Source organism: Limnothrix sp. HT2024 (genome assembly GCF_059138625.1).
Genome location: NZ_CM181121.1, coordinates 3537707 through 3562711 on the forward strand (window position 1 = coordinate 3537707; position 25005 = coordinate 3562711).

Consider the following 25005-nt stretch of genomic DNA (forward strand, 5'->3'; position numbering starts at 1 on the left):
GCCGTTGGAGACAAGGGGCTTAAGCCCCTTGCCCCGGGCGGTGGGGCGGTTGATCAATCCAGCGCTGTGGTTAGGAACCGTCTGTTTTATGAATAGTCTTGCGAATAAGATGCGGCGCACACCGGGTGGCCCCCGATCGCAACGTCGCCACACGCCCAAAGTCAGTCATCAGGGCTTGTATGGCCGCGCTGTCCAGCAGGCCTTTTGGAAGCTGGATCCGCGCCAGGCGGTGCATAACCCGGTGATGTTCGTGGTCTGGCTGGGCACGGTGGTGACCCTGCTGCTGACGATCGCCCCGAATTTGTTTGGCCCCTTGGCCGATCCGAATGCCCGGACGGTGAACGGCGCGATCGCCCTGATTTTGTTGGCAACGGTTTGGTTTGCCAACTTGGCCGAGGCGATCGCCGAAGGGCGCGGCAAGGCCCAAGCCGATGCCCTGCGGGCCACGAAGGCCGACACGATCGCCCGGCGGCTGTTGCCTGATGGCAGCGAAGAAGCTGTGGCCGCCTCCCAACTGCAACGGGGCGATCGGGTAAGGGTGAGCGCCGGAGACATGATCCCCGCCGATGGGGAAGTGTTGGCCGGAGTGGCTTCGGTGGATGAGTCGGCGATTACCGGCGAATCGGCTCCGGTGCTGAAGGAACCGGGATCGGACACGGCCAGCAGCGTCACGGGCGGCACGCGGATTGTGTCCGATGAGCTAACGATTCGCGTCACGGCGGATCCGGGGCAAGGGTTTATCGATCGGATGATTGCCCTGGTGGAAGGGGCTGAGCGCCGCAAAACCCCCAATGAAATTGCGTTGACCGTGTTGTTGGCGGTGCTGACCCAGGTGTTTTTGTTGGCGATCGCCACCCTGCCGCCCGTGGCTGCCTATGTGCAAAGTCCCGCCAGCATTGCGATTCTGATTGCCCTGTTGGTGGCGCTGATCCCCACGACGATCGGGGGGCTGTTGAGCGCGATCGGGATTGCCGGGATGGATCGGGTGGCCCAGTTCAACGTAATTGCCACCTCGGGCCGGGCCGTGGAAGCCTGCGGCGACATCAACACCTTGTTGCTGGACAAAACCGGCACGATCACCCTGGGCAACCGCTTGGCGGAACAGTTCATCCCCGTGGGCGGCCACCCGATCGACACCGTGGCCCGTGTGGCCTGGGCCGCCAGTTGGTTTGACCAAACCCCCGAGGGCAAGTCGATCGTCCGGCTGGCGGAAAAACTGAGCGATCGCCCCTATCCCACCCCGGAAGCAGCCACGGGCCTGGACTTTTCCGCCCGTACTCGGATGAGCGGCACGGATTTGCCCGATGGCACGGAATTTCGCAAGGGAGCCGTGGACGCGATTAAGGGATTTGCCCGATCGCGCGGTGGCTCGATTCCCGCCGATTTGGATGCGGCCTTCGAGCAGGTGTCGCGGCTGGGCGGCACACCCTTGGCGGTTTGCGAAAATGACCAAATCTACGGCGTGATCTATCTGAAGGACATGATCAAACCCGGCATCCGCGAGCGGTTTGACCAACTGCGGCGGATGGGGATTCGTACCGTCATGCTCACGGGCGACAACCGAATCACCGCCGAAGTGATTGCCCGGGAAGCGGGGGTGGATGACTTCATCGCAGAAGCCACGCCCGAGGACAAAATCGCCGCCATCCAACGGGAGCAAGCCCAAGGCAAGCTGGTGGCCATGACCGGCGACGGCACGAACGACGCGCCCGCCCTGGCCCAAGCCAACGTCGGGGTCGCCATGAACTCGGGCACCCAGGCGGCCAAAGAAGCGGCGAACATGGTCGATCTCGACTCCGACCCCACGAAGCTGATCGACATCGTGACGATCGGGAAGCAACTGCTGATGACTCGGGGAGCCTTGACCACCTTCTCGATCGCCAACGACGTGGCCAAATACTTCGCGATTATCCCGGCGCTGTTCGCCTCGATCGGCCTGGGGCCCCTGAACGTGATGGGCCTAACGAGTCCCAACTCGGCGGTACTGTCCGCCTTGATCTACAACGCCCTGATCATCCCGGCGCTCGTGCCCCTGGCCCTGCGGGGGGTGGAGTTCCGGCCCCTGTCCGCCGATCGGCTCTTGCAGCGCAACATTCTGGTTTACGGCCTGGGCGGCACGATCGCCCCGTTCATTGCGATCAAGGCGATCGATCTGGCGATCGGCCATCTCGTCGGTTGAGCCAATCCCGTAGGTTGGGTTGAGCCACGCAAAACCCAACACCAGCCAATGTTCTAGCCTTAGCCACCACCCACCCGGAGATCCATTTCGATGAAAACCACCTTGAACCAGCCCGCACCGGATCGATCGCCCAATCGCCGCCTCACACGTTGGGGGCGCTGGAGCCTGCGTGCGAGTCTGGCTTGGCTCGCCGCCCTCGCCGCGATCGCCCCAGCCACGGCTACCACGGGGCAACCCGCTTTGGATAGCGGCCAACTGGGGGCAACTGTCCTGTTGGGACTGGCCACCATTTCCCTGTCGATTTATTTGTTCGTGGCGATTTTTCAACCGGAGCGGTTTTAGATCATGGACTTCCTACGCGAAATGGGGCGATCGCTGCGACTGTCGGCGGCCCTGTGGTTGTTGACGGCGGTGATTTACCCGGTGATTTTGTTGCTGGCGGGGGCGGCCCTGCCGTTCCAGGCCAATGGCAGCCTGCTGACGAACGACCAAGGCCAGGTGATCGGGTCAGCCCTGATTGGTCAGCCCTTTGCAAGCGATCGCTACTTTTGGCCCCGTCCCAGCGCGATCGCCTACAGCACCGATCCTCAGGTGGCCAAAACCGGCATTTCCGGCGCAAGCAACCTGGCTCCCACCAATCCCGCCCTCGCGGAACGGATCGCCACCGAAAAACAGCGCATCCAACAAACTGGCATCGAACCCCCGGGTGATTTGCTCTATAGTTCCGGCTCGGGTCTCGATCCACACATCAGCCCGGCCAGCGCGATCGCCCAGCTCGATCGGGTGGCCCGCGCCCGCCAACTGGCCCCCGACCAACTGCGGAGCCTGATTGACCAAGCCACCGATCGCCCCTTCTTGAACCTGATGGGTGAACCGGGGGTGAATGTGCTGAAGCTGAATCTCGCCCTCGATCGGCTCAATCGTTAGGAGACCGGCAGAGGAGCCACCGCTTCCCAACTTGTAATAGCGATTTTTTAAGATTGAGGTGCGGGGCGGGCCCTGCACCTCGTTCTGTGCGTTGATAGCAGGATTCATTGGCCTGATTTCGTTTTCATTACTCCCCTATTTCGCTCAAAAAACTCATGTTCGCTCGCTTCTCTGAACGCACCTTTCATCAGGTTCGTTGGGTGCTGACGATCGGGTGGCTCCTCGCGATCGCCTCTTTGTTTTATGACCCCTTTTCCTCAGTTTTGACCCGCTGGGAGCAAACCTGGAGTCCGTTTCGGGTTGACCCCAGCCGATGTGTGATGGTGCAAGGCAACTGCTTGCCCGAACAGCCCTACCCGATCGGCACTTCCCTGTTTTGGGGAATTGTTGTCCCGGCGGGGATTTTGATTTTGTTGGTGTTTGGCCATGAGCTGTGGCGGCGGATTTGTCCCCTGTCGTTTCTGTCGCAAATTCCCCGGGCCCTGGGCTGGCAACGGCAACGCACCAAAACCGACCCGAAAACCGGCAAGGTGAAATCAGAACTGGCCAAGGTGAAACCCAATTCCTGGCTGGGTCGCAACTATCCCTATCTGCAATTTGGCTGGCTATTTTTGGGCCTGTGCTTGCGGATTTTGGTGATTAATTCCGATCGCCTGGCCCTGGGTATTTGGCTGTTGGGGACGATCGCGATCGCGATTGCCGTCGGCTATTTCTACGGTGGCAAGTCCTGGTGTCAGTATTTTTGCCCCATGGCCCCGGTACAGCGGATCTATGGGGAACCGGGCGGCCTGTTTGCCAGCAAGGCCCACACCAGCGAAACACCGATCACCCAGTCCATGTGCCGGACGATCGACCCGGAAGGCAAGGAACGCAGCGCCTGCGTCGCCTGCCAAAATCCCTGCATTGATATTGATTCCGAGCGATCGTACTGGGATGACATCACCGATCGCACCACCCGCTGGCTCTATTACGGCTATGTGGGTTTGGTGGTGGGCTACTTTGGCTACTACTACCTCTACGCTGGCAACTGGAATTACTACATGTCCGGCTATTGGGCGCGCCAAACCGACGCGATCGGCCAATGGCTGAAACCCGGATTTTATCTGGCGGGCCAGGCGATCTCGATTCCCAAGTTGCTGGCCGTGCCCCTAACTTTGGGGCTGTTTACCCTGTTGGGGGTGGCGATCGGGCTGGCGGCGGAGCGGGCAATTCGGCAACTATGGGCCGGCAGCGCCAAACTGCCCCGCGAGGTGCTGCAACACCGGATTTTCACGATTTGCACCTTTGCGGTGTTCAACTTCTTCTTTATCTTTGGCGGCCGACCGATCATCACCCAACTGCCCTACAAGGTGCAGTGGTTGTGGGATGTGTCCCTTGTGCTGCTCAGTGCCTTTTGGTTGCAACGGGCTTGGTCTCGTAGCCCTCGGCTCTACTCCCTGGAGAACTTGGCCAACCGCTTCCGCAAGCAACTGGTGAAAATGCGGTTGGATGTGGCGCAGTACTTTGAGGGCCGGTCGATCGATGACCTCAACCCCCACGAGCTGTATGTGCTAGCCAAGGTGCTGCCCGGTTTCACCCAAAACCAACGGCGGGAAGCCTACAAAGGCGTGTTGCGCGAATCCTTGGAAGAAGGCTTCACGGACACGGCCAGTAGCTTGGAAGTGTTGCGGCAACTGCGCCAAGAGTTGGATATTTCCGATGATGATCACCGGGAAGTGTTGGTGCAATTGGGTGTGGAAGATCCGGCCCTGCTGGATCCGAACCGCCAACGCAGCTTGGAAAACCTGGTGCGTCTGACGGGCTATCGGCGGGCCCTGGAACGGACGATCGCCCTGCAAGGCAACCGAGGTGGCCCGCGCCAAAGTGCCTTGGAATCCTTGGCGGTTAACCCCGAGGAGTTGGCGGCCCTGCGCTTGGAATATGGGATTAGTGACAGCGATGAAGAACGGGCGATCGCTCAGCTCGATCGGGTTCAGGCGGCGGAACAGCGGGGCGATCGATTGATCGCGCGGCTGACCGTGGAGGTCGATCGCTTCCGTCGCTTGCACCAACCACAACTGCTGGCCCAGCCGGCCCTGTCGTCACTATTAACAGTGTTGCGATCGACCGTGCGCCACCAGCAGGAGTTGGTGATTCGCGGCCTGCTGGAAATTCTGGAGCGGTTGGGCAGCGATCCGGTGGCCGATCGGTTTGCCCAAACCCTCAGCAACTTGGCCGCCGTCACCCTGCCGGATGTGCTGGCCGATCCAGACGATCGCTGGCGCGATCGCCTAGCGCCCGAGATTTGGCAGCAGCTCAACACCCCGGGCGGCGGCGCTTGTGCGATCGACCTGCCCGCTTCGGACATTGCCGAAGATCTGGCCCATTTGGTGGGCGAAGTGGAAATGCCGCCCACGGCCCAAGCGGTGGCCCTGTTTGGGTTGGCACGGATCGATCGCCCCCGAGCAGTCAGCATGGCCCGCGACTGGTTGGCGGCCCCTGACCCGATCGTGGCGGACACGGCCCAACGGGTGGTGAACGCTGACCCCGATCGGCCCCTGCTGTTGGTGGATTGTCCGACCCTGGAAAAACTGGCAGCCTTGGCCAATACCGATTTCTTCGCGGATTTGAACGGGCAACTGCTGTTGGAAGTGGCGGCGCGATCGGAAGTGCGCAGCTACCGGGCCGGGGCGGAAATCGTCGAAGCGGGCGACACCTGCCGCGAACTGCTGGTGTTGATCGAAGGGGACGCGCAAATCACCCGACCGGGCGAACCGGAACCGACCGCCTTCCATCCGGGGCAAGTGCTCGATGAGCTGGAGGTGCTGGCCCATTCGGAACAAACGGGCACGGTGGTGGCCCTGTCGGAGCCGACGCGGATTTTGGCGATGCCGGTCGATCGCTTCGATGATCTGCTGGATCACGATCGCGAGCTGTCCCGCCGGGTGCTGGAGCTGGAAAGCCGCCGCCTGCAACAGGTCTTGAGCCTGCGATCGACCCTGACGACCGCCGGGGCTGTGGGCTAACTGTTCCGATCGCTGGGGCTGCATAGCCAGACAGCATCAGCCCAATAAGCTGAATGGTCGAAAGTGGGGGCGCATTTCGGTGCGCCCTTGCTTTTGGAAGCGATCGCTGGAAGCTGGCCCGTTAGCCTTCCTGTCCGTTATCCGGCCAGAATGCTGCCGATCGCCTAATCGCCCGATCGCCCCGTAATCGACAGGCCATCCACCACGATCGAGGGTGTATAGCAAGAGCCGTTCCACTCCGCATCTCCCCCCAGAGCCACCACCTGTTTCAAGGCTGCATAAACATTGCCCGCCACCATGGTGTCCTTGACTCGGCCGACAATTTGCCCCTGTTCCACCCAAAAGCCCAGGTCAATATTGACGGAGAAATCTCCAGAAATGCCTGCGCCGCCGCCCAACATTTGGTCAATGATCAGGCCCGAGGGCAAATTGGCAATCAGTTGCTCCAAACTGTCTTGGCCGGGGGTAATCACCATGTTGAACAGGCCGGGAGCCGGATAGCTGCCCAAGCCGGGCCGGAAACCGTTGCCGGTGGTGCCCATGCCCAGACGGCGGCCGGTTTTGCGATCGGCGTAGAAACTTTGCAGCACCCCGTCTTTCACAAAATCAATGGCCCGGGTGGCCGTGCCTTCGTCATCAAAGGGGCAACTGTAGGGCCCCTCGTCGGGCTGCTGAGACAGGGTTACTCCCCCATCCAAGACCCGATCGCCCAGGCGGCTGCCTTCGAGCTTGCCCGTTTGCCCACCCCAAGGCGAGGCTCCTTCGAGGGCTTGCTTGCCATTGAGGGCGGCTTGGATCGTTCCCCAAAGCATGTCGGCGGCTTTGGCCGTGAACAGGACGGGCAACCGGCCGGTGAGGGTGGCGGCGTTTTGTCGCGACCAGTCGAGCCGCTGCACCACCTGTTGGGCGATCGCGATCGGGTCGAGTCGATCGCGCTGGGTTTGCCCATCGGCTACATATAAAAAGTCATCGCCCCGCACCCACTCGGCGGATAGGTAACAGCCCAAGGTGGTGTCGCTGTAGCCACAATCGAGGCCGCGGGAGTTCACCAATCGGGTGGTTTCCACATCCGCTTCCCACTCCGCAGAACAGAGCACATCGGGATGGCGATCGCGAATATGGGCGATCGCGCTTTTGCCCCACTCAATTAACTGTTCCACGGCGATCGCCTGGCCCAAGTCTGGGTAGTGGTCGGCGGCGGCGCTCTCAGCCAGTTCAATTTCTTCCGGGTCGTTCAGCGCACTGAGGGCGATCGCCCGTTCCACCAAGGCCTGGGCATCCACGGGCCCATAGGCCACCGCCAGGCCGGGCCGACCATTTTTCCAAAGCCGCAAGGCCGTGCCCGCGGCCTGGGCGCTTTCAATTTGCTTCAGGCGGTTTGCTTCAAAGGAAACCGGCCGCGATAGGGACTGAGATTGATAAACTTCAGCGGCTTCGGCACCGGCCCGCTGGGCTAAATCGAGTAATTGCTCCGGTTCGATCGCACCTGTGGCGATTCCGTTGGTTGCAGAAACTTCCGGCCACTCAGCAGCACCCATAGGGCAATTCACAGGGGCAATTGACAACATCACTGCGGCTTTTGTGATTAGCACAGGGTCGGCCAGGGGCCGGCCAACACCAAGGGAGCCACGCGGGCAAACCCTTATTTCACCAGCGATCGTGCGCCAGCAAAACCGCGCCAGACCGCAACGCTGCCCCAAATTGTACCGTTGTGGGGGCCGCGCAACCCGCCCATTCCCGGCCCAGTCCTCCGAAAGCCAAGGGGGCGATCGCGAATCGATCGCCCAAGATTCTAGAAGCGATCGCGCCGTCTGCTAGATTTGATACCCTAGCTGGAATACATTTCGCCAACCCGCTCAATCACCCCCCGAATTCGCTCTGCAAAACGAATTCTCGGGTTGTCTATATGAGCGATCGCAAACCTCGATTCGAGCCAAGGAGCAAGCAAGCGCAGTGGACATTCAATTGGGACGAGGCAAAACCGCTCGCCGGGCCTACGGTATTGATGAAATCGCTCTGGTGCCGGGGGGCCGCACCGTTGATCCAAACGTCACCGATACCCGCTGGACGATCGGCGGCATCGAACGCACGATCCCGATTATTGCCAGCGCCATGGACGGCGTGGTGGATGTCCAAACCGCCATCAAGCTGGCCCAGTTGGGGGCATTAGGCGTGTTGAACCTGGAAGGGATCCAAACCCGCTACGACGATCCCGAACCGATCCTCGATCGGATTGCCTCCGTCGGCAAAGATGAATTCGTGCCCTTGATGCAAGAACTCTACGCCGAACCGGTCAAAGAAGCCTTGATTGCTAAGCGAATTCAGGAAATGAAGGCCGGCGGCGGCATTGCGGCCGTCAGCGCCACCCCGATCGCCGCCCAAAAATTTGGCAGCGTGATCGCCGAAGCCGGAGCCGACATCCTCTTTATCCAAGCCACCGTCGTTTCCACCAACCACGTTTCCCCCGAAGGCGTGACCCCGCTGGACTTGGCCAAGTTCTGCAAAGAAATGCCGATGCCCGTAGCCTTGGGCAACTGTGTTACCTATGAAGTGACCCTGCAACTGCTGGAAGCCGGAGCCGCCGCCGTGTTGGTGGGCATTGGCCCCGGTGCGGCTTGCACCTCGCGCGGTGTGTTGGGCATTGGCGTGCCCCAAGCCACCGCCGTGGCCGATTGCGTGGCTGCCCGCGACGAGTTCCACGCTAAAACCGGCAAATACGTGCCGATCATCGCCGATGGCGGTCTGGTGACCGGCGGCGACATCTGTAAATGCATTGCCTGCGGAGCCGATGCGGTGATGATCGGTTCGCCCTTTGCCCGGGCGGCCGGTGCGCCGGGTCGTGGCTTCCACTGGGGTATGGCGACTCCCAGCCCCGTGCTGCCCCGGGGGACTCGGATTAAGGTGGGCACAACGGGAACCCTGGAAGAAATCCTGATTGGCCCCGCGAAGTTGGACGACGGCACCCACAACCTACTGGGTGCGCTGAAGACCAGCATGGGCACTTTGGGAGCCAGCACCCTGAAGGAAATGCAGCAGGTGGAGGTGGCCGTTGCACCGTCGCTGCTGACCGAGGGCAAGGTGTACCAGAAGGCGCAGCAGTTGGGCATGGGCAAGTAGGCGATCGCCCGCTGAGGTTGTCGATTCGTCTCGATTTATAGGGCGATCGGCCACAATCCTTATCGAGAGGCAAACGCAGCGTATAGAATAGAGGTATAGCGGAGACGCATGTTTCCGTTCACTCCTCACACCACACTCCGCTCGAACAAGCTTCGGGCGGTTTTTTAATGCTTTTGAATATTGGGCGATCGCTTTTGAGTTCCTTGGGCGCTGGATTTTGGGAAGTCGAAAAATCTACAATAGACTGAGAAGCGATCATAAAGTTGACTAAAGCAGAGGGGAACTCAAGCCATGATTAGCTGCCTCGACGCTGCCCAATACTTCATTGCCCGAGCCTATGAAGATGGCTTGGAAATAGACATGACCAACATGAAGCTGCAAAAGCTGCTCTATTACGCGCAGAGTTTGCACTTGGCTTTCTATGATCAGCCACTTTTTGCCGAAGAAATTCAAGCATGGCGATATGGGCCAGTTTGCCCGCCTGCCTATCGATTTTATAGTGACTTTGAAGCCAAACAACTTCCATTTTTGGATCGAAAAAAGTTAGACCCTCTTGCAATGGAAACCCAGGCAGTTCTTGATGAAGTTTGGGAGTACTTCGGCAACTACCATGCATACCGTTTGAGTGATATGAGTCATGGTGAGTTTCCTTGGCAGAAAGCTCGTCGAGGACTATCTACAGAAGCTAGTTCAACGCAGCCAATTTTATTAGATGACCTCAAGATCTTAGGGCATCAAAAGCTAGAGCAAATTGAGCGATCATCTCCGGTTTATGAGGCGGCAATTACTCAGGTTCTACAGGAGGCCGTCACTAACCAACCTACTGTTTTTATCGAAAAAGGAGCAGTGAATGACTGGATTGACTCCCTTTTCAATTGAGCATTCCAACCAGTTCCAGCGATCTGTTGATAAGCTAAAAAAAGCATTGAATCAAGCGACGGTTGATCAACTGCAGCTGATACTGAAGCACACTGTAAGTCAATTGATGGATAATCCTTATCTGCCTAATTCTCGCCGAGAGCCATTGCCTAGTCGTTTCCTATTGCCTAATTACTGGACGTTTCACAAACTGGAGTTGAAAGTAGGGCGTGGGGCCTCCGGCCAGGTTCGCTTAATGTATTTAGTTAACGCTGAAGCGCGAACTATTAGGTTGGTGTGGCTCTATAGCCATGAGCAGTTTGCTAAACGTCCATCAGATCCTGACTTGAGAAATGTTTTAAAAGCCGTTATTGATTGATTTCGTCTTCCTAGATTGTCTCTTGACTTCTAAATTGATATAGCCTTTACCTAAAATAATTGGCACGATATATCGTAGATGCCATGAAGCAACGATTTGGTGGGCAATGCCCACCTACGGGCTGAGGTTAGGCGTGGTGACATTGTTAATCGTTATGAACTATGCTGAGCGTCATCTGTGCTCTACCTAATTTCGCGAGGTAATCATGACTACAATCCTTACTGCCAATGATTTGCGTCCGGGTTGTCTCATTCATTGTGAGGAAGCGATCTGTCAAGTCATGACTTCTACTGTGGTTAGACAAGAGCGTGGAATCTTTACGGTTAAGTTAATGCTCAAGAATATTCAAAATGGTTCTCAGAAAACATTGTCTGTAAATCCAGACTTAAAATTCCGCATAGCTGATATTTTTGAGTCTAATTTTGAATATATGTATGACGATGGAGACAGAATTTATGCTGTTTCTGGTGAAGATTTCCCTATTTCTAAAGTTTCCGGCAACATTCTAGAGCTGATTTCGCAAGGGGGACTGTTCAGGGTCGTTTACCTCAACGAGGACATTTATAAAATTACACTTCCTAAAAAAGCCAAGGTCAAAATTGAAAATACAGAACCATCTTTGAAAGGACAAACGGCAAAATCTTCATATAAACCAGCAACTTTATGCAACGGTTGGATCATCCAGGTTCCATCTTTTGTGTCAGAGGAAGATGAAATTGTGATTGATACAACAGACCCAGAAAATCCAACCTATGACTCTAGACTAGCGTAATGATCAAAAAGTAGTAGTTTGCCCTCAGCGTAAGTATATCCAGGACAAAGAGCCACAGCCTTAAAGTCAATTTAAAAAAATCCCCGATCGCCCTTAAAGAGCAATCGGGGAGTGGCAATTTGCTGAGGAGAAAACTGAGAAAATTGTCGTGCCTATTCGTCGTCGTGGGCGTAGCGATTGAATAGGTAATCGAGGGCGTAGTTCCGCAAATCGTAATAGCGCGGATCTTCCATGATCAGATCCCGATCGCGCGGGCGATCGAACGGAATATCCATCACTTCCCCGATTTTTGCCGAAGGGCCATTGGTCATCATCACCAACTTATCGGCCAAGAAAAGTGCCTCATCAATGTCGTGAGTGATCATCAACACCGTGCAGCGGCGACCACTCCAAATTTTCAGCAATTCTTCTTGGAGTTCTTCCTTGGTAATCGCATCCAGCGCACCAAAGGGTTCATCGAGAATCAACACTTCCGGTTGAATGGAAAGGGCGCGGGCGATCGAAACCCGCTGCTTCATACCCCCGGAAATTTGCGGTGGCTTCTTTTCCATGGCTTCGCTGAGACCCACCATGGCCAGGTTGTCGCGAGCCATAGCACGCTTTTCCCGTTCAGGTTTTTCGGGAAACACCGCATCGATCGCTAGATAGACATTTTCAAACACCGTCAACCAGGGCAGCAGGGCGTAGTTTTGGAACACCACCATCCGATCGGGGCCGGGCTTTTTGATGTCTTGACCCTTGAGGCGGACAGTGCCGTGGGTGGGCTGGGCAAACCCAGAAACCATGCTCAACAGGGTCGATTTCCCGCAACCGGAGTGACCGATCACACAGATAAACTCACCTTCATTAACGGTCAGGTTCACCCCATCCAAAACGACGTAAGGGCCTTTGCCAGTGGGGTAGGTTTTGTTAACCCCTTTGAACTCTAGAAAGGGCGTGCCGGAAGACTGGAGCGGCGCAACTTTTTGAGCGCTGTTTGTGGCGATCGACATCCTAAAAACCTCCGACAAATCGGTTAATTCGGATTGCAAAACAAAGCAATGATGGTCAGTAGGGGCGCACCGCCGTGCGCCCTTTTCGGGATTTACGCCACCAACACTCGCGGCGGATCGAGGTGAACTTCCGCGATCGAGATGTTGGCCTTAATTGCCAGGCTGTTCAGGTAGCTGATCGGGTCTTCCGCGTCGAAGGCCGAACCATCAAACAGTTCGATCGCCCCGCGCCGGAACTTCTCATCCAGCAAGCCCAACTCCCGAGCCGCGATGCTGTAGGTAGTCGGACGCACCACCCGCTCCAAAACTTCCAGCCAGTTGCGCGGGAACGGCACATCGCCCCAACGCGCCATCTGTGCCATCATCCACAGGTGTTCCGTGCGGCTGGGACGGTTGGATCCTTCGCCGTAGAACCAATGGTGGGCATACTCGATCGGGTTGCCCAGGTCGCAGGTCAGCTCCTTCGGATCACCCAAGTGGATGTATTCCTCGCGCGTGCCCACATAGGCGCGATCGCTCAGAATCTTGCGCACCTCCAAATGGTTTGCCGGATCGGAGCAGTAGCGACAAGCATCCAGCAGCGCCTTCACGAGGGCCACGTGGGTGTTGGGGTAAGCGTTGGCCCAGTCCTCGCGCACGCCCAGGACTTTGCCGGGGTGACCTTGCCAGATTTCCAGGTCAGTGGCGATCGTTACGCCCACGCCTTCCATCGCCGCCCGCAGATTCCAGGGTGAACCGACGCAATAGCCGTCAATGCTGCCCGCTTTCAAATCCACCACCATTTGAGCCGGTGGAATGGTTTCCAAATGCACATCATGATCGGGATCAATGTCATTTGCCGCTAGCCAATAGCGCAACAGCAAATTGTGCATCGAAGAGGGGTGAACCATGCCCAAAATGTGGGACTTCCCGGGGGTTTCCCGCAGCAGCTTTTTGAAGTCGGCGGCGGTTTGGATACCCGCATCAAACAGTTTTTTGGAAAGGGTGACGGCGTTCCCATTCCGGCTCATGGTCAAGGAGGTGACTGTGGGCAAGGGGCGATCTTCATGGCCGCCAACGGTTAACCAAACGGGCATTCCCGAGGGCATTTGGGCCGCATCGATGTAGCCACCAGCAATCCCATCCACGATGCCGCGCCAACTGGTTTCCCGCACCAGGTTGACTTCATCCAAACCGTACTTTTCAAAGAAGCCCTTTTCTTTGGCAACGGCCAGGGGGGCGCAGGCGGTGAGGGGCACAAAGCCAATTTCCAAATTGACTTTTTCCAAGCCATGTTTGGAGATCACTTCCACCTTGCGGGCGCGGATTTTCTTCACCCGTTTCTGTTGGTTCAGGAAGTAGATCATTTCCGATCGCAGCTTGTAGTAGCTGGGATGCTCCACCACTTCCATTCGCTTGCGAGGGCGGGGAATATCCACTTCCAAAATTTGCCCAATCTTGGAGCCGGGACCGTTGGTGAGCATCACGATGCGATCGCTCAGCAACACCGCCTCATCCACATCGTGGGTCACCATCACGGCGGTGACTTGGTTTTCCTCGCAAATTTGCATCAGCTTTTCTTGCAAATTGCCGCGAGTCAACGCATCAAGCGCGCCGAAGGGTTCATCCAACAGCAATAGCTTCGGTTTGAGGGCTAATGCTCGAGCGATCGCCACCCGTTGTTTCATCCCCCCCGATAGTTGACCGGGGCGCTTTTCGGCGGCTTGTTTCAAACCCACCATGTCGATGTGGGTTTGCACCATGGCATCGCGATCAGCCTTGGGCAAATCACCCATCACTTCATCGACGGCTAGGGCAATATTTTCGCGAGCCGTTAGCCAGGGCAGCAGCGAATAGTTTTGGAACACCACCATCCGATCAGGCCCGGGTTTTTTAATCCGTTGCCCTTCCAGGGTGACGAGGCCATCGGTGGGAAAGTCCAACCCAGAAATCATATTCAGCAGGGTAGATTTTCCGCAACCGGAGTGACCAATTAGGGAAACAAACTCACCCTTTTTAATGGTTAAATCAATGCCTTTAAGGGCAAGATATTCGCCTTGGTTGAGGGGAAAGACTTTTTCGAGATTCTCGATCGCAACGAATGCACTCATGGGGCAATCCTCTAAAAACCAGCGGAGGGAATAAGTAGGGGCGCAATGCTTGCGCCCTCTGAAACTGGCGATTTACCGAGTTATTCCGGCAGGATCAGGGTTTGGATGTAGGCAACGGCGCGATCGAGAATCAAACCCACGGCCCCGATGTAAACCACGCCCAGAATGATTTCGCTGACGTAGTTTTGCTGATAGGCATCCCAGATAAAGAAGCCAATACCCAAAGTGCCACCAATCACGATTTCAGCCGCAATAATTGCCAACCAAGACAGACCGATCGCAATCCGCAAGCCTGTGAAGATGTAAGGCAGCGCCGAGGGGAACAGAATCTTGAAGAAGAAGGTTTTTTGCTTGAGTTGCAACACCTGTTTGACGTTGATGTAGTCCTGGGGAATTTGCTTCACACCCACCGTGGTGTTAATCAAAATCGGCCAAACAGCGGTCACAAAAATCACGAAGATTGCGGAAATTTCCGGTTGCTGGAACGTCACCAGGGCGATCGGAACCCACGCCAACGGGGCAATCATCCGCAGGAACTGGAAAACCGGATCCAGCGCCTTATCAATGGCTGGTGAAAGGCCCACTAAAATCCCCAAGGAAATGCCGACCACCGAGGCGATTAAATAGCCCTGAGCCACCCGACCGAGGCTCGCCAGGGTTTGCCAAAACAGCCCCTTATCCAACCCGCCGCGATCGTAGAAGGGGAAGAGCAGCAGGGTGCGGGTGCGATCGTCGGTGAACACGCTCAGGGGGCCGGGCAACCGGGTCACACCCGACCAAGCAATCAGTTGCCAAATGGCCAAAAATCCTAAAATCCCGATCGCCGGTAATAGAATCGTGCTGCCATTTTTCTTCAGCCATTGCTCAAAGGCAGAGGGCTTGGAAACGCCATTCGATCGAGATACGGAAGGTGCCATGGTGATGTTCTCTCGAAAGTCGAAAAAAGAAGTTGAATGAAGCGAAATTCAACTAATTGGGTGTGTGAGCCATCCTGAAGGAATCAGTTCCTTGAGGGCGAACTCCTAAGCTTTAATGGCCAAGCTCTTGAGGTAGTCCTCAGGCTTTTCAGGATCAAACTTGATGCCGTCGAAGAAGGTTTCTACTCCACGGGAAGGGCTACTGGGTACATCAGTGATGCCAGCTTCCTTGGCAGCTTCCAGCCAAATGCTGTCGCGATTGACCCGCTCAACCAAATCCTTAGCCTTAGCAACCGTGAAACCATAGTCCTTGTGGAAGCCCCAACGAATGGTTTCCGTGAGGAACCAAAGATCATGGCTCTTGTAGGGATAGGAAACACTCCCGATCGGGTCTTTCCAATAGAGCGGGCCCTTGTTGAAATCGTTGATGTCGGGCTTGCCATCTCCCATGGTGTATTTACCCGAGAAAGGCGGCTCTAGAATGTTGACGGGAATGTTGAAATAGTTTCGACCGGAGACAATTTTCACCAATTCTGCGCGGTTTTCCGGCTTGTCGCACCATTGCTGGGCTTCCATGATGCCCTTCAGCAATGCCTTGGTTGCCTTGGGGTTGGCATCGACCCAATCTGCCCGCATTGCGAAATATTCTTCGGGATGGTAAGGCCACATTTCCGTGACCAAGCAGGACATAAACCCAATCTTGTCGTTCACAATCCGATAAGGCCAAGGGTCACCGGTACTAAAGGCATCCATGGTCCCGATCCGCATCCCTTGCACGGTTTCTGGCGGGGGAACGGCGAGCAGGTCGATGTCTTTGTTGGGGTCAATCCCACCCGCTGCAAACCAGTAACGAATCCAGAAATCTTGGTTGACGTTGGGGAAAGTGTGGGCTGCTTTGAATTTGCGGCCGTTGGCCTTGGCATAGTCCTTGATATAGGCTTGAGCACCCTTTAGGTCTAAGCCCAATCCTTTACCGGCATTTTTGCCAGAAACGGCGATGCCATTGGCGTTGGTCACCAGTTGGGCCAACACGTACATGGGGACTTTTTTGCCGTTGGTGATGATGCCTTCAGTAATCAGGTGGGGCATGGGCATTTGCCACTGTCCCCCATCAACCCCACCCGCTTGGGAACCGATCACCACGTTATCGCGAGCGGCGGCCCAGTTGGCTTGCTTGGACACCTCCACTTCGGTCATGCCGTACTTGGCAAAAAAGCCTTTTTCCTTGGCAATGATCAGCGGGGCAGATTCGGCGATCGGGATGTAACTGAGCTTGGCTTTGGTGACTTCCGGGGTGGTTTCCGGGGTCAGGGCTGCGGGACTGGCGGCGCTGCTGGCGGGCGATCCTCCGGCGGGACTCGCGGCAGTGCCACTGGGTTCTGGGGGATTTCCCAAACATCCTTTTAAAAGAATGGAGCCTGCGGCGGAGGCTCCAGCGGTCAATAAAAAGCGACGACGCGAAAATCCGAACTCATCAGACATGGCGCTAGCAACCTTAAGTGAAAGTTGAGCACGACAAACCGAGCGATCAGGGGGTCGCTAAATTTGTCATGAGTTGTGAAAAAGCCGATCGCTAAGAGCCAAGGAAATTGAAATCGGAGCTTGAGGCTGGGGGCTGAATCCCGTTTGTCAAGCGCCTTCCCGCTTTAGCAACTTCAGCCATGCTAAAGGTTCTTTCATAAAAAGTCTAGATGCTTGACCAGATCGAAAATAACAAAAACTAAATTATCTTCATAAGCTTGTCTTTATGATTTTTTCATTGAAAACAAGTTTTGATTATCTTGATTGATTCTCACAATCTAAGGTTTCACGGATTTCACAATTTAGCTAATCGATCGAGTCAGGCTGCGTTATGAATACTCTGGCTGATGCCTGGGCCGCCTCGATCGATCAGCCGCTCCACAAGGACGGGGCTTTAAACCCATTTTTTTGGTAAAGTCTGGGCAAGCTCCATGACTAAGGTGGCCGATTGCGGGGCACTGGTTGTTTGGGGCGATCGCCGCTGGCAACCAAGCTGCCTTGGAACGAATGTTGATGAGTGGGTTGATGGGTAGTTTGCTGCGGCAGCAGTTGTTGTTGTTATAAGGATCCCGGGCCGATGCCGAGAACACCTGATGAGTTTGCGGTGCATATCCTGTTGGCGGGCGGTCACCGCGAGGAAGTTCGCTTCCGCACGATTCAAGACTTCCAAAAGTGGTACAGCACGGACTTGGTTCCGAAGCAGGACTCTTCGGCCTTCATTAGCGTGCCGATCCAAAATCTCCAGGGTGAATATATGGTGGTGCGGCCATCGCAGGTGTTAGGTATCCGGGTGGAACCGGTGTTTAACTCCAGCATTGATCGATCGTTTTAGGGCTTCTTGAGCAGTCGCTTCAGGGGCGATCGGGGTTGAACGGCGGTCGGCCATTGGTCTCAAAACTGGTGTGGCGATGTAGTGGGGCGATCGAGGAAGCAATTCCCCGATCGGGGCTTGCGCGATCACCCGCCAGTCTGATAGCAATAGTCCGTCGATCCCCAATCCGATCGCCTCTGAGCCGATCGCTGTCGCTCCATGCTGATCGGGGATCGCGATTGCTCCTCACCGCTTCACCCCAACCACCCCCATGAGTCTGAAAGATTCCCTGAAAGATGTCCTGTGCCATCGCTTTCGCCATCGCTCCGATCAATCCGATCAATCTGAGCTAAGGGCTAAGTTCGATGACCTGGCCACCAATCGCCGTTCTGGCCATGATGCCGCTCCCAAGTTGGGTTACTGGGGGGCGGTTTTTAGTCTGGGTTCTCTTTTGGGTTCTCTGGCGTTGGGCGGTTCAACCTTCAGTGGTTCCACGGCCCTGGCTCAGTCCACCACTCGGCCCACCCCGCCCCCCCTGCACCAGGGAGAAACTCCCCTGTCGCCAGCGGAACAGCGGATTCCCCTGCGGCCGGTACAGGCGCGATCGATTGCGGGTCTGTTGGGCTTAGATGAGCAACTGTTCGGCCGATCGGGCGATCGCCGAAACCTGTTGCAATCGATCGACTACAGCTTGCGCTATTTGCAATCGCCAGCGGCCGCCACGGCTTACCAAAACTATCCCGTGGCAGGCATCACACGCGATCGGGTGTTGCAAAGTGTGCGGCGGTTTCGGCAACTGGTGACCCAGGCGAGATCGGCCCGCGAGTTGGCCACCTTGGTCGATCGGGAATTTACGCTTTACCAATCGATCGGGCGGGATGGCAACGGTGATGTGTTCTTCACGGGCTATTACGAACCGATTTATCGCGCCAGCCGCACCCCCTCCGCCACCTATCGCTATCCGATTTATCGGGAACCGGCGGACTTGGCCAGTTGGCGCACCCCCATGCCCACCCGCGAAGTCCTGGAAGGGAAAGACGGCCAAGGGACCAACAGCCCCCTACGCGGTCAGGAAATTGCTTGGTTAAGCGATCGCCTGGAGGCCTTTTTGGTGCATATCCAAGGTTCGGCCCGGCTGCAATTGCCCGATGGCAACGTGATCACCGTCGGCTATGCCAACCACAACGGCTATGGCTACACCAGCGTGGGCCGCGAGCTGGCCAAAGATGGCAAGCTGCCCTTTGAAGGGTTGACCCTGCCGGTGATGATTCGCTATTTCCGCCAAAATCCCCAGGAATTGGATAACTACTTGCCCCGCAACACGCGGTTTATCTTCTTCCGGGAAACCTTTGGCGCGCCGGCCACGGGAACCTTGGGAGTACCCGTTACGCCTGATCGCTCGATCGCCACCGATCGCTCCCTGATGCCCCCCGGAGCCTTGGCCTTGGTCAACACAACGCTGCCCTATGCCAGCGCGGACGGACGGGTGGTGAATCGCAATGTCAGCCGGTTTGTGTTGGATCAAGACACCGGCAGCGCCATGATTGGCCCCGGCCGAGCCGACTACTTCATGGGCACGGGCCCGATCGCCGGGAATCGCGCCGGGGTCACCGGGTCGCGCGGCCGGCTCTACTACCTGTTGCTGAAAAATTAGTTGCTGAAAAATTAGTTGCTAAAAAATTAATTGCTGAACAATTAGCAATGGTCCGCGAGCAGTTGGCAACCATTCGGAGATCGGCCATGAGCAACCAAGGGCTGAATGGGGCGGAGTCCCTGTCCCACGAACAGGTCACCCAATGGATTGGGGAAATTCAAGCCCTCAAACAACAGGTGACCGACCTGAAACGCGATCGAGATGCGGCCTACCAGGCCGCCGACGCTTGGCAAGCCCGTTACACCACGGAAGCTCAGCAGCGCCGAGCCGATCGGGAACAGTTTCAGCAACAACAGACCCGGCTGCAAGGGGAAGTCGATCGGCTGCGGGGCAATCCCGATGCGGTGCTGGATGGGTGGGAACCGCTGGGAGATGCTGCCAGCGCCGGGGCCGCCCTGCCCGCCAGCACCCCGGCCACCTTGGCCGAGGCTCAAATTGAATGTCGGCAACTGCGCGAGCAACTGGCACAACTGGTACGGCAGCTCCAGGCGGAACGGGAAGCCCACGATCGCACCCGACGGGATTTGACCACGGCCTTGGGCGATGCGATCGATGCCTTGGAACGGGAACGACAGCGCTAAGAGTTGTGGGGGCAAGGGGCTTAAGCCCCTTGTCTGTGTCGATCGCCGGGGCGCAAAGCGGAGCAATGTTGGCTTTTCACACAGCCTCTAAAAAGAGCCTGATTTCAAAAACAGCAGTTCAGAAACAAAACGGGAGTGTTGAGCGTGCAAACGGCTTGGATTGTGGGATTGGGTAAATCCGGGGTGGCGGCGGCGCAACTGTTGGCGGCCCAAGGCTGGCAGGTGACCGTGAGCGATCGGGGAACGGGCGATCGCCTGGCCCCGATCGAAGCCATGCTCACCCAGTTGGGCATCCAAGTCCGATTGGGCGACACCTTCAACCCCGACCCGATCGAGCCGCGGCCGGATTTAGTGGTGGTCAGTCCCGGTGTGCCTTGGGATAGTCCCGGTGTGGCCCGGGCCCGGGCGCTCGGCATCGACACGATCGGGGAAATGGAGTTGGCTTGGCGCAACCTGCAACAAACCCCTTGGGTGGCCATCACCGGCACCAACGGCAAAACCACCACCACCGCCCTCACGGCTGCCATCTTCCAAGCGGCCGGCTTGCAAGCGCCCGCCTGTGGCAACATCGGAGCCGCCGCCTGTGGTTTGGCCCTGCCGGAAGCCGACCCGATCGATTGGGTGATTGCCGAAGTCAGCAGCTACCAAATTGAGTCCTCCCAAAGCCTGGCCCCCAAAATTGGCATTTGGACCACCTTCACCCCCGACCATCTGGCTCGCCACTACAGCCTAGACAACTACTTCAACATCAAAGCCAGCCTGCTCGATCGAGCGGCCCTGCAAATTTTGAACGGTGACGATCCGGCCCTGAGGGCCCAGGCGATCGCCCCCTATCCCAACGCGATTTGGACGAGTGTGGCCGGGCGCGACCAGTTGCCCGCCAACCCCGATCGGGGGGCTTGGGTCGAAGACGGTTGGGCTGTGGTGGCTGGCCAAGCGATCGTGCCCGTGAGCGCCCTGGCCATGACCGGCCGCCACAACCAACAAAACCTGCTGATGGCCGTGGCTGCGGCCCACTATGCTGGCATTGCCCCGGAAACCATTGCCCAGGCGGTGCGCGACTTTCCCGGTGTGCCCCATCGTCTGGAGCGGGTGGGCAGTTGGCAAGGCATCGATTTCATCAACGACAGCAAAGCGACCAATTACGACGCGGCTGAAGTGGGGCTGAAGGCGGTGGCCCAACCGGCGATCCTGATTGCGGGTGGCGAGGCCAAGGAAGGGGACGATCGCGCCTGGATTTCGGCCATTCAGTCCCGAGCCGCTGCCGTTTTGCTCATTGGCAGCGCGGCCGAAACCTTCCAAGCCAATCTGCAAGCGGCTGGCTATGGGGCTACGGAAATTGTGGAAACGCTCGATCGGGCAGTGCCTCGGGCTGCTGAGTTGGCCCAAGCACACCAAGCCCCGATCGTGTTGTTGTCGCCTGCCTGTGCCAGCTTTGACCAGTTCCCGAATTTTGAAGTTCGGGGCGATCATTTCCGCCAATGTTGTCTCGATTGGATTGCCCAACAAAGCTAAGAGACGGTTTGGCTTTGATTGCTAATTCGACCGATCGCCTGGGGGCCGATCGAGCGCCCAGGGCCCGACGATCGCTTCGCCTTGTTGTTCTTTTTCTGCCAATTCCAGATTCAGCGCCAACAGTTTTTCTAGAATGTCGTCGCTGGCTTTGAATCCGTAGGCTTTCAGGACGGCTTTATCAAGTTTGGTGTGGAGTTTGGCGAGGCCGCTGGCGGGTTCGTGGAAATAGCCGTTATAGAGTTGGGTGATTCCCCATTGGCGTTGTTCCATGATTTGGGTGCGGTAATCGTGCAAGTCCTGGGCGATTTGTCGAATGTCGTTGATGATTTTTGGGCTGGGGTTTTGGGGAAAGGGAAAGGTTTCAAAGCAAGTGTTATGGGTATAGGCTGTGTCAGCTTTGAGAGTTGAAGCTTGCACAGAAACCCAAGCGCGATGAGTAGAAGAAAGCAAAATCCCTAAAACATAAAAATCATCAGAGGCTACAGGCTTTGACTTATTTCCCGCTAGCCAATCCTTTGCACAAGGAATAAAGATAGCCCATTTAGAGACCTCTGGAACAGCGAAGTAAAAAGGTAGAGGATTGATTGCATTCCTCATCGCTGCATGAGTTCTTTTAAATCGCCACCACTTTTCTCTTAAGATCTGTTCCCTGTTATCCAGTCTCTCAGGCTTTACATAAAGTTCAACATGTTTTAGTGGTTCTGGATATTGATTTAACTCTTCAACTGATCGGTTTTCAAAGTCAATGATCCATCGATCTGGCTTCCCATGAGGATGTTTAGCCAAGTTTGATCCCATAGAGAACAGTTTTAAAACTTCTTTGTTTTTGGAATTCTTCCTGATCCATTCCAGTGCAAGATCTTCAGAGATAAGAAATCCCTTTCCAACAGGCTTTACGCCTTCAAAGCAAAAGTTCTGATTTGCCTGAAGACGAATAGCAGATGACACATCCGAGCTTGATTTGAGTTGACTATTGATAGATTTAACTTGGCTATTGTCCAGGTAGAAAATTAAATCAGAAATTTCTTGTGATTTGATCCAATTAACAATGCTCACATGAACCTTTGCTTCCCCTGACCATGGCTGTGTCGAAATTGCATTATAGATAATTCCATTTTTCGACGTAATGTAATCTAGAGCTGCAATACGAGCAAGCCCTTGAGAAATAGAATTTGTCGCGACCAATCCTGCACGACCATTTTCAAGTAAGTGATCATGAGATAGTCGAAACCAATAGCTACAAAAATCAACTTGTCCTTTAATGTCAGGAAACTTATTAAATACTCGATCTACATATTTGTCTCCTAATTCTTTTCGCATTCGATTGCCACCTAAAAAGGGTGGATTGCCGATGATGGCATCCGCTTGGGGCCAAGGGTCAAAAAGTGCATCTTGTTGCACAATATTTTGGTTTAACGTATCCAAAGGCAGCGCTTCTTCTGCGCTTTGGAGCCGATCGATTGCTACCTTTCGGGCGATCGTCATCGTCACCTGCGCCAACTGAACCGCAAACGAATTAATATCCATCCCAAAAAATTGCAGCGGACTCACCGACCTCAGCGGCATTTGCACCGACTGTTTGAGATCACAGATCCGATCGAGAATCACCTTCTCCAGATCCTTCATTTCCTGATAGGCCACATAGAGAAAATTTCCCGACCCACAAGCCGGATCCAAAACTCGATAATCCGTTAGCTCCTGGTGTAGCCGCTCAAAATCGCTCACCGTTTTGGCCGCCTCAATCTTCGCTTCCCAATAGTGCGAAATCGTCGGCCGCACGATTTTCATGATGTCAATTTCCGAAGTGAAATGCATTCCATGGGCCCGTCGCTCATCGCCATTCGCCGTGCCCTCAAAAATGCTGCCAAAAATAGCCGGTCGAATCTGGCTCCAATCCTCTTGGGCCGCAACCTTCAGAATTTCTAGCTCCTTCGAGTTCAGCTCGATCGGCAACACCTTGGCAAACAAACCACCATTGAAATAGCCCACCCCCTGAAACCGACCCGCAGGAGCGATATGGTTTCGGTTCATTTCATCAAACAGCGCACCGAGAATCTGATAAGAACTCTCACCCTCTAAACAGTCCAAAACGCAGCGCGTAAACAAATCCGACGGCAACAGCCCCCGATCTTCCGCGAACATGGCCAAAACGCACTGCAACACAAACCGCTGAATATCAATCGGCTTAAAATTGCCTAGCTTCGTGCAAAGTCGCTTCTCTAAATCCTGATAAAGCTGCCCCATCCGCATGGCAGCTTCTTGGGTAATTTCCTGTTGATTGTTGTTAAAAACCGGCTTTGTTTCACCCGGCTTCATGAACGCAAACGCACTCGATCGCTGGCTTAAATCTGCCAAAGCAATGCGATCGACCGGCTCATCAATTTGCGTGTCGAAATCGTAAATCCAAAACCAATCGAAATTGCACAACACCACGTAGCGCGGCCGGTTTGGAACCAGGCGCTCCCAATAGGTGAAGGCTTGGCGACGGTGTTTTTCCAGGGGTTCGCCGCGTTTTTTCATTTCAAACAGCACCCCCGGCCGGGGCGGTTTGTCGCTCGATCGCCACACCAAATCCGCAAAGCCCGTGTGGCCGCTGGCGCTGCCCTTGGCCACTCGCGTTTCAAACACCGCCCCCGCCGCGATCGCGTCCGCATAGCCAAAGGCCGCAAAAAAGCGATTCAAAAAGGTTTGGGCCTCGCCTTTTTCATCGCCTTGAAAAACTTTTGCTGCTTCCGAAAAGGCCAACAACGGAGCCGGATCAATCAAAGCCATAGGGGCAAAGCCATGGGAAATGTGCGATCGAACTGCTCCCTATTGTCGGGCCAAATGCTGAGTTCAAGGCCTCGTTCAAGATCGAAGCCGCCGCAGTTAATGCCAAGCCCGAATTCGATCGCCCGTTAATTCCGTAACCGACGACAGCACGAAATCCGCGCCGTTGGCTTTCAAGGTGTCGGTGTAGCGATCTCGCGTGGCCGCATCCACCAGGGCATGGGGCGGCAAAATGCCCACCGCAATCCAACGGCGATCGGGGGCAACTTTACGCGCATTCAGCACCGTTTGCATGTCCGCCGCCGTGTCGCCTGCGTAAATCACCGGCAGTTGCAACCCGGCCGGTTCCAGGCGATCGACCACCATTTGCAAACCCGTGGGGTCGGGTTTTTCCGGCGCGTCGTTCATGGCCACCAACAGCGGATCGCTTAGCCCCACCCGCTGGGTCAACACGAAATTTGCCGAAGCCGGTGTTGCACCGCTGAAAAATCCCCAGCCAATTTGGGACGCGGTGAGCTGTTCAAAATAGGCGCGATCGACCAGCAGCGGCTCATCGCAGATGTAGCCCGTCCAACTGCTGGGATCTTCGGGGTTGTGGCCGCGATAGCGCCGTTGGAAAAACAAAACTAATTCGTCATAGTTCAGGGCCAATTCCCCGCGCGATCGCCCCTGATTTTCCCAAAATCGATAGACAAATTCCTGAGAGGCCAGCCAATCGTTATTCCAAGATCCCTCGGCTTTAATCGCATCGATATCCGCCATCGTTGGGCGAAATTGACCGTCGGTAAAGGCTTCCACCGTGTCCGCCAAAGCGCGGCGGTAGGACTGGCCCACATCCCGAATTACGCCATCAATGTCAAAAACCGCGATCGCCTGGAGGGAATTGGAAGTCATGGCAAGGAAGTAATCTGCAATCCT

20 protein-coding genes are annotated in these 25005 nt (G+C 56.0%); 12 read left to right on the forward strand and 8 right to left on the reverse strand.

From position 1 onward, the window contains the following. Positions 1-88 precede the first annotated feature (88 nt). The 4 genes from kdpB to AC2IAX_RS14350 all read left to right on the forward strand — a co-directional run bounded on the left by kdpB (position 89) and on the right by AC2IAX_RS14350 (position 6111). Positions 89-2179, forward strand: a complete 2091-nt coding sequence (gene kdpB, locus AC2IAX_RS14335; RefSeq protein WP_494390402.1) for a potassium-transporting ATPase subunit KdpB — start codon at positions 89-91, stop codon at positions 2177-2179. 90 nt (positions 2180-2269) lie between these two features. Continuing rightward, a complete protein-coding gene (locus AC2IAX_RS14340; RefSeq protein WP_494388074.1) occupies positions 2270-2521 on the forward strand; it encodes a potassium-transporting ATPase subunit F in 252 nt (83 codons plus the stop codon). Between the two features lie 3 nt (positions 2522-2524). Continuing rightward, the gene (gene kdpC, locus AC2IAX_RS14345) at positions 2525-3106 is read left to right on the forward strand and encodes a K(+)-transporting ATPase subunit C (protein WP_494388075.1); all 582 of its coding nucleotides are present in this window, start codon (positions 2525-2527) and stop codon (positions 3104-3106) included. A 155-nt stretch (positions 3107-3261) separates the two neighbouring features. After that, on the forward strand, positions 3262-6111 hold the full coding sequence (locus AC2IAX_RS14350; protein WP_494388076.1) for a cyclic nucleotide-binding domain-containing protein: 2850 nt from the start codon (positions 3262-3264) through the stop codon (positions 6109-6111). Positions 6112-6275: 164 nt separating this feature from the next. On the opposite strand, the gene AC2IAX_RS14355 is transcribed toward AC2IAX_RS14350, so the two are convergent. After that, a complete protein-coding gene (locus AC2IAX_RS14355; protein ID WP_494388077.1) occupies positions 6276-7649 on the reverse strand; it encodes a TldD/PmbA family protein in 1374 nt (457 codons plus the stop codon). A 109-nt stretch (positions 7650-7758) separates the two neighbouring features. Then, entirely contained in the window at positions 7759-7899 is a 141-nt protein-coding gene (locus AC2IAX_RS14360) for a hypothetical protein (RefSeq protein WP_494388078.1), read from the reverse strand. A gap of 165 nt (positions 7900-8064) precedes the next feature. On the opposite strand from AC2IAX_RS14360, the gene AC2IAX_RS14365 reads away from it, so the two are divergent. The 4 genes from AC2IAX_RS14365 (at position 8065) to AC2IAX_RS14380 (ending at position 11237) form a co-directional block, all read left to right on the forward strand. Continuing rightward, complete coding sequence (locus AC2IAX_RS14365) at positions 8065-9228, forward strand: GuaB3 family IMP dehydrogenase-related protein (protein ID WP_494388079.1); 1164 nt, start codon at positions 8065-8067, stop codon at positions 9226-9228. 291 nt (positions 9229-9519) lie between these two features. Continuing rightward, positions 9520-10107 carry a Panacea domain-containing protein gene (locus tag AC2IAX_RS14370; protein ID WP_494388080.1) on the forward strand — a complete coding sequence of 196 codons (588 nt, stop codon included), beginning with the start codon at positions 9520-9522 and terminating at the stop codon, positions 10105-10107. After that, a complete protein-coding gene (locus AC2IAX_RS14375; RefSeq protein ID WP_494388081.1) occupies positions 10079-10465 on the forward strand; it encodes a hypothetical protein in 387 nt (128 codons plus the stop codon). The genes AC2IAX_RS14370 and AC2IAX_RS14375 overlap by 29 nt, the downstream gene beginning before the upstream one ends. Positions 10466-10670: 205 nt before the next feature. Next, positions 10671-11237, forward strand: a complete 567-nt coding sequence (locus tag AC2IAX_RS14380) for a hypothetical protein (protein ID WP_494388082.1) — start codon at positions 10671-10673, stop codon at positions 11235-11237. A gap of 152 nt (positions 11238-11389) precedes the next feature. Here AC2IAX_RS14380 and AC2IAX_RS14385 read toward each other — a convergent pair whose 3' ends face one another. The 4 genes from AC2IAX_RS14385 to AC2IAX_RS14400 form a co-directional block, all read right to left on the reverse strand. Then, complete coding sequence (locus AC2IAX_RS14385; RefSeq protein WP_494388083.1) at positions 11390-12229, reverse strand: nitrate ABC transporter ATP-binding protein; 840 nt, start codon at positions 12227-12229, stop codon at positions 11390-11392. A gap of 92 nt (positions 12230-12321) precedes the next feature. Next, positions 12322-14319, reverse strand: a complete 1998-nt coding sequence (locus tag AC2IAX_RS14390; protein ID WP_494388084.1) for an ABC transporter ATP-binding/substrate-binding protein — start codon at positions 14317-14319, stop codon at positions 12322-12324. Between the two features lie 80 nt (positions 14320-14399). After that, entirely contained in the window at positions 14400-15236 is an 837-nt protein-coding gene (ntrB, locus tag AC2IAX_RS14395; RefSeq protein ID WP_494388085.1) for a nitrate ABC transporter permease, read from the reverse strand. Positions 15237-15341: 105 nt separating this feature from the next. Then, positions 15342-16718 carry a CmpA/NrtA family ABC transporter substrate-binding protein gene (locus AC2IAX_RS14400; protein WP_494388086.1) on the reverse strand — a complete coding sequence of 459 codons (1377 nt, stop codon included), beginning with the start codon at positions 16716-16718 and terminating at the stop codon, positions 15342-15344. Positions 16719-17334: 616 nt separating this feature from the next. Between AC2IAX_RS14400 and AC2IAX_RS14405 the strand changes: the two genes are divergently transcribed. From AC2IAX_RS14405 to murD, 4 genes are all read left to right on the forward strand, one after another. Then, positions 17335-17589, forward strand: coding sequence for a hypothetical protein (locus AC2IAX_RS14405; RefSeq protein WP_099531721.1), 255 nt, complete (start codon positions 17335-17337; stop codon positions 17587-17589). A gap of 250 nt (positions 17590-17839) precedes the next feature. After that, entirely contained in the window at positions 17840-19222 is a 1383-nt protein-coding gene (mltA, locus tag AC2IAX_RS14410; protein WP_494388087.1) for a murein transglycosylase A, read from the forward strand. An 86-nt stretch (positions 19223-19308) separates the two neighbouring features. Then, positions 19309-19803 carry a hypothetical protein gene (locus AC2IAX_RS14415; RefSeq protein ID WP_494388088.1) on the forward strand — a complete coding sequence of 165 codons (495 nt, stop codon included), beginning with the start codon at positions 19309-19311 and terminating at the stop codon, positions 19801-19803. A gap of 144 nt (positions 19804-19947) precedes the next feature. Then, positions 19948-21318 carry a UDP-N-acetylmuramoyl-L-alanine--D-glutamate ligase gene (gene murD, locus AC2IAX_RS14420; RefSeq protein WP_494390403.1) on the forward strand — a complete coding sequence of 457 codons (1371 nt, stop codon included), beginning with the start codon at positions 19948-19950 and terminating at the stop codon, positions 21316-21318. Between the two features lie 21 nt (positions 21319-21339). On the opposite strand, the gene AC2IAX_RS14425 is transcribed toward murD, so the two are convergent. Next, positions 21340-24090 carry a DNA methyltransferase gene (locus AC2IAX_RS14425; protein ID WP_494388089.1) on the reverse strand — a complete coding sequence of 917 codons (2751 nt, stop codon included), beginning with the start codon at positions 24088-24090 and terminating at the stop codon, positions 21340-21342. A gap of 96 nt (positions 24091-24186) precedes the next feature. Next, positions 24187-24981: a TIGR01548 family HAD-type hydrolase gene (locus tag AC2IAX_RS14430; RefSeq protein ID WP_494388090.1), complete on the reverse strand. Its 795-nt coding sequence runs from the start codon at positions 24979-24981 to the stop codon at positions 24187-24189. Positions 24982-25005 lie beyond the last annotated feature (24 nt).

What these genes read in the sequence shown, in the direction of transcription:
- kdpB (WP_494390402.1), top strand. Translation starts at nt 89, where the DNA reads ATGAATAGTCTTGCGAATAAGATGCGGCGCACACCGGGTGGCCCCCGA.
- AC2IAX_RS14340 (WP_494388074.1), top strand. Translation starts at nt 2,270, where the DNA reads ATGAAAACCACCTTGAACCAGCCCGCACCGGATCGATCGCCCAATCGC.
- kdpC (WP_494388075.1), top strand. Translation starts at nt 2,525, where the DNA reads ATGGACTTCCTACGCGAAATGGGGCGATCGCTGCGACTGTCGGCGGCC.
- AC2IAX_RS14350 (WP_494388076.1), top strand. Translation starts at nt 3,262, where the DNA reads ATGTTCGCTCGCTTCTCTGAACGCACCTTTCATCAGGTTCGTTGGGTG.
- AC2IAX_RS14355 (WP_494388077.1), bottom strand. Translation starts at nt 7,649, where the DNA reads ATGGGTGCTGCTGAGTGGCCGGAAGTTTCTGCAACCAACGGAATCGCC.
- AC2IAX_RS14370 (WP_494388080.1), top strand. Translation starts at nt 9,520, where the DNA reads ATGATTAGCTGCCTCGACGCTGCCCAATACTTCATTGCCCGAGCCTAT.
- AC2IAX_RS14375 (WP_494388081.1), top strand. Translation starts at nt 10,079, where the DNA reads ATGACTGGATTGACTCCCTTTTCAATTGAGCATTCCAACCAGTTCCAG.
- AC2IAX_RS14380 (WP_494388082.1), top strand. Translation starts at nt 10,671, where the DNA reads ATGACTACAATCCTTACTGCCAATGATTTGCGTCCGGGTTGTCTCATT.
- AC2IAX_RS14385 (WP_494388083.1), bottom strand. Translation starts at nt 12,229, where the DNA reads ATGTCGATCGCCACAAACAGCGCTCAAAAAGTTGCGCCGCTCCAGTCT.
- AC2IAX_RS14390 (WP_494388084.1), bottom strand. Translation starts at nt 14,319, where the DNA reads ATGAGTGCATTCGTTGCGATCGAGAATCTCGAAAAAGTCTTTCCCCTC.
- ntrB (WP_494388085.1), bottom strand. Translation starts at nt 15,236, where the DNA reads ATGGCACCTTCCGTATCTCGATCGAATGGCGTTTCCAAGCCCTCTGCC.
- AC2IAX_RS14400 (WP_494388086.1), bottom strand. Translation starts at nt 16,718, where the DNA reads ATGTCTGATGAGTTCGGATTTTCGCGTCGTCGCTTTTTATTGACCGCT.
- AC2IAX_RS14405 (WP_099531721.1), top strand. Translation starts at nt 17,335, where the DNA reads ATGCCGAGAACACCTGATGAGTTTGCGGTGCATATCCTGTTGGCGGGC.
- mltA (WP_494388087.1), top strand. Translation starts at nt 17,840, where the DNA reads ATGAGTCTGAAAGATTCCCTGAAAGATGTCCTGTGCCATCGCTTTCGC.
- AC2IAX_RS14415 (WP_494388088.1), top strand. Translation starts at nt 19,309, where the DNA reads ATGAGCAACCAAGGGCTGAATGGGGCGGAGTCCCTGTCCCACGAACAG.
- AC2IAX_RS14425 (WP_494388089.1), bottom strand. Translation starts at nt 24,090, where the DNA reads ATGGCTTTGATTGATCCGGCTCCGTTGTTGGCCTTTTCGGAAGCAGCA.
- AC2IAX_RS14430 (WP_494388090.1), bottom strand. Translation starts at nt 24,981, where the DNA reads ATGACTTCCAATTCCCTCCAGGCGATCGCGGTTTTTGACATTGATGGC.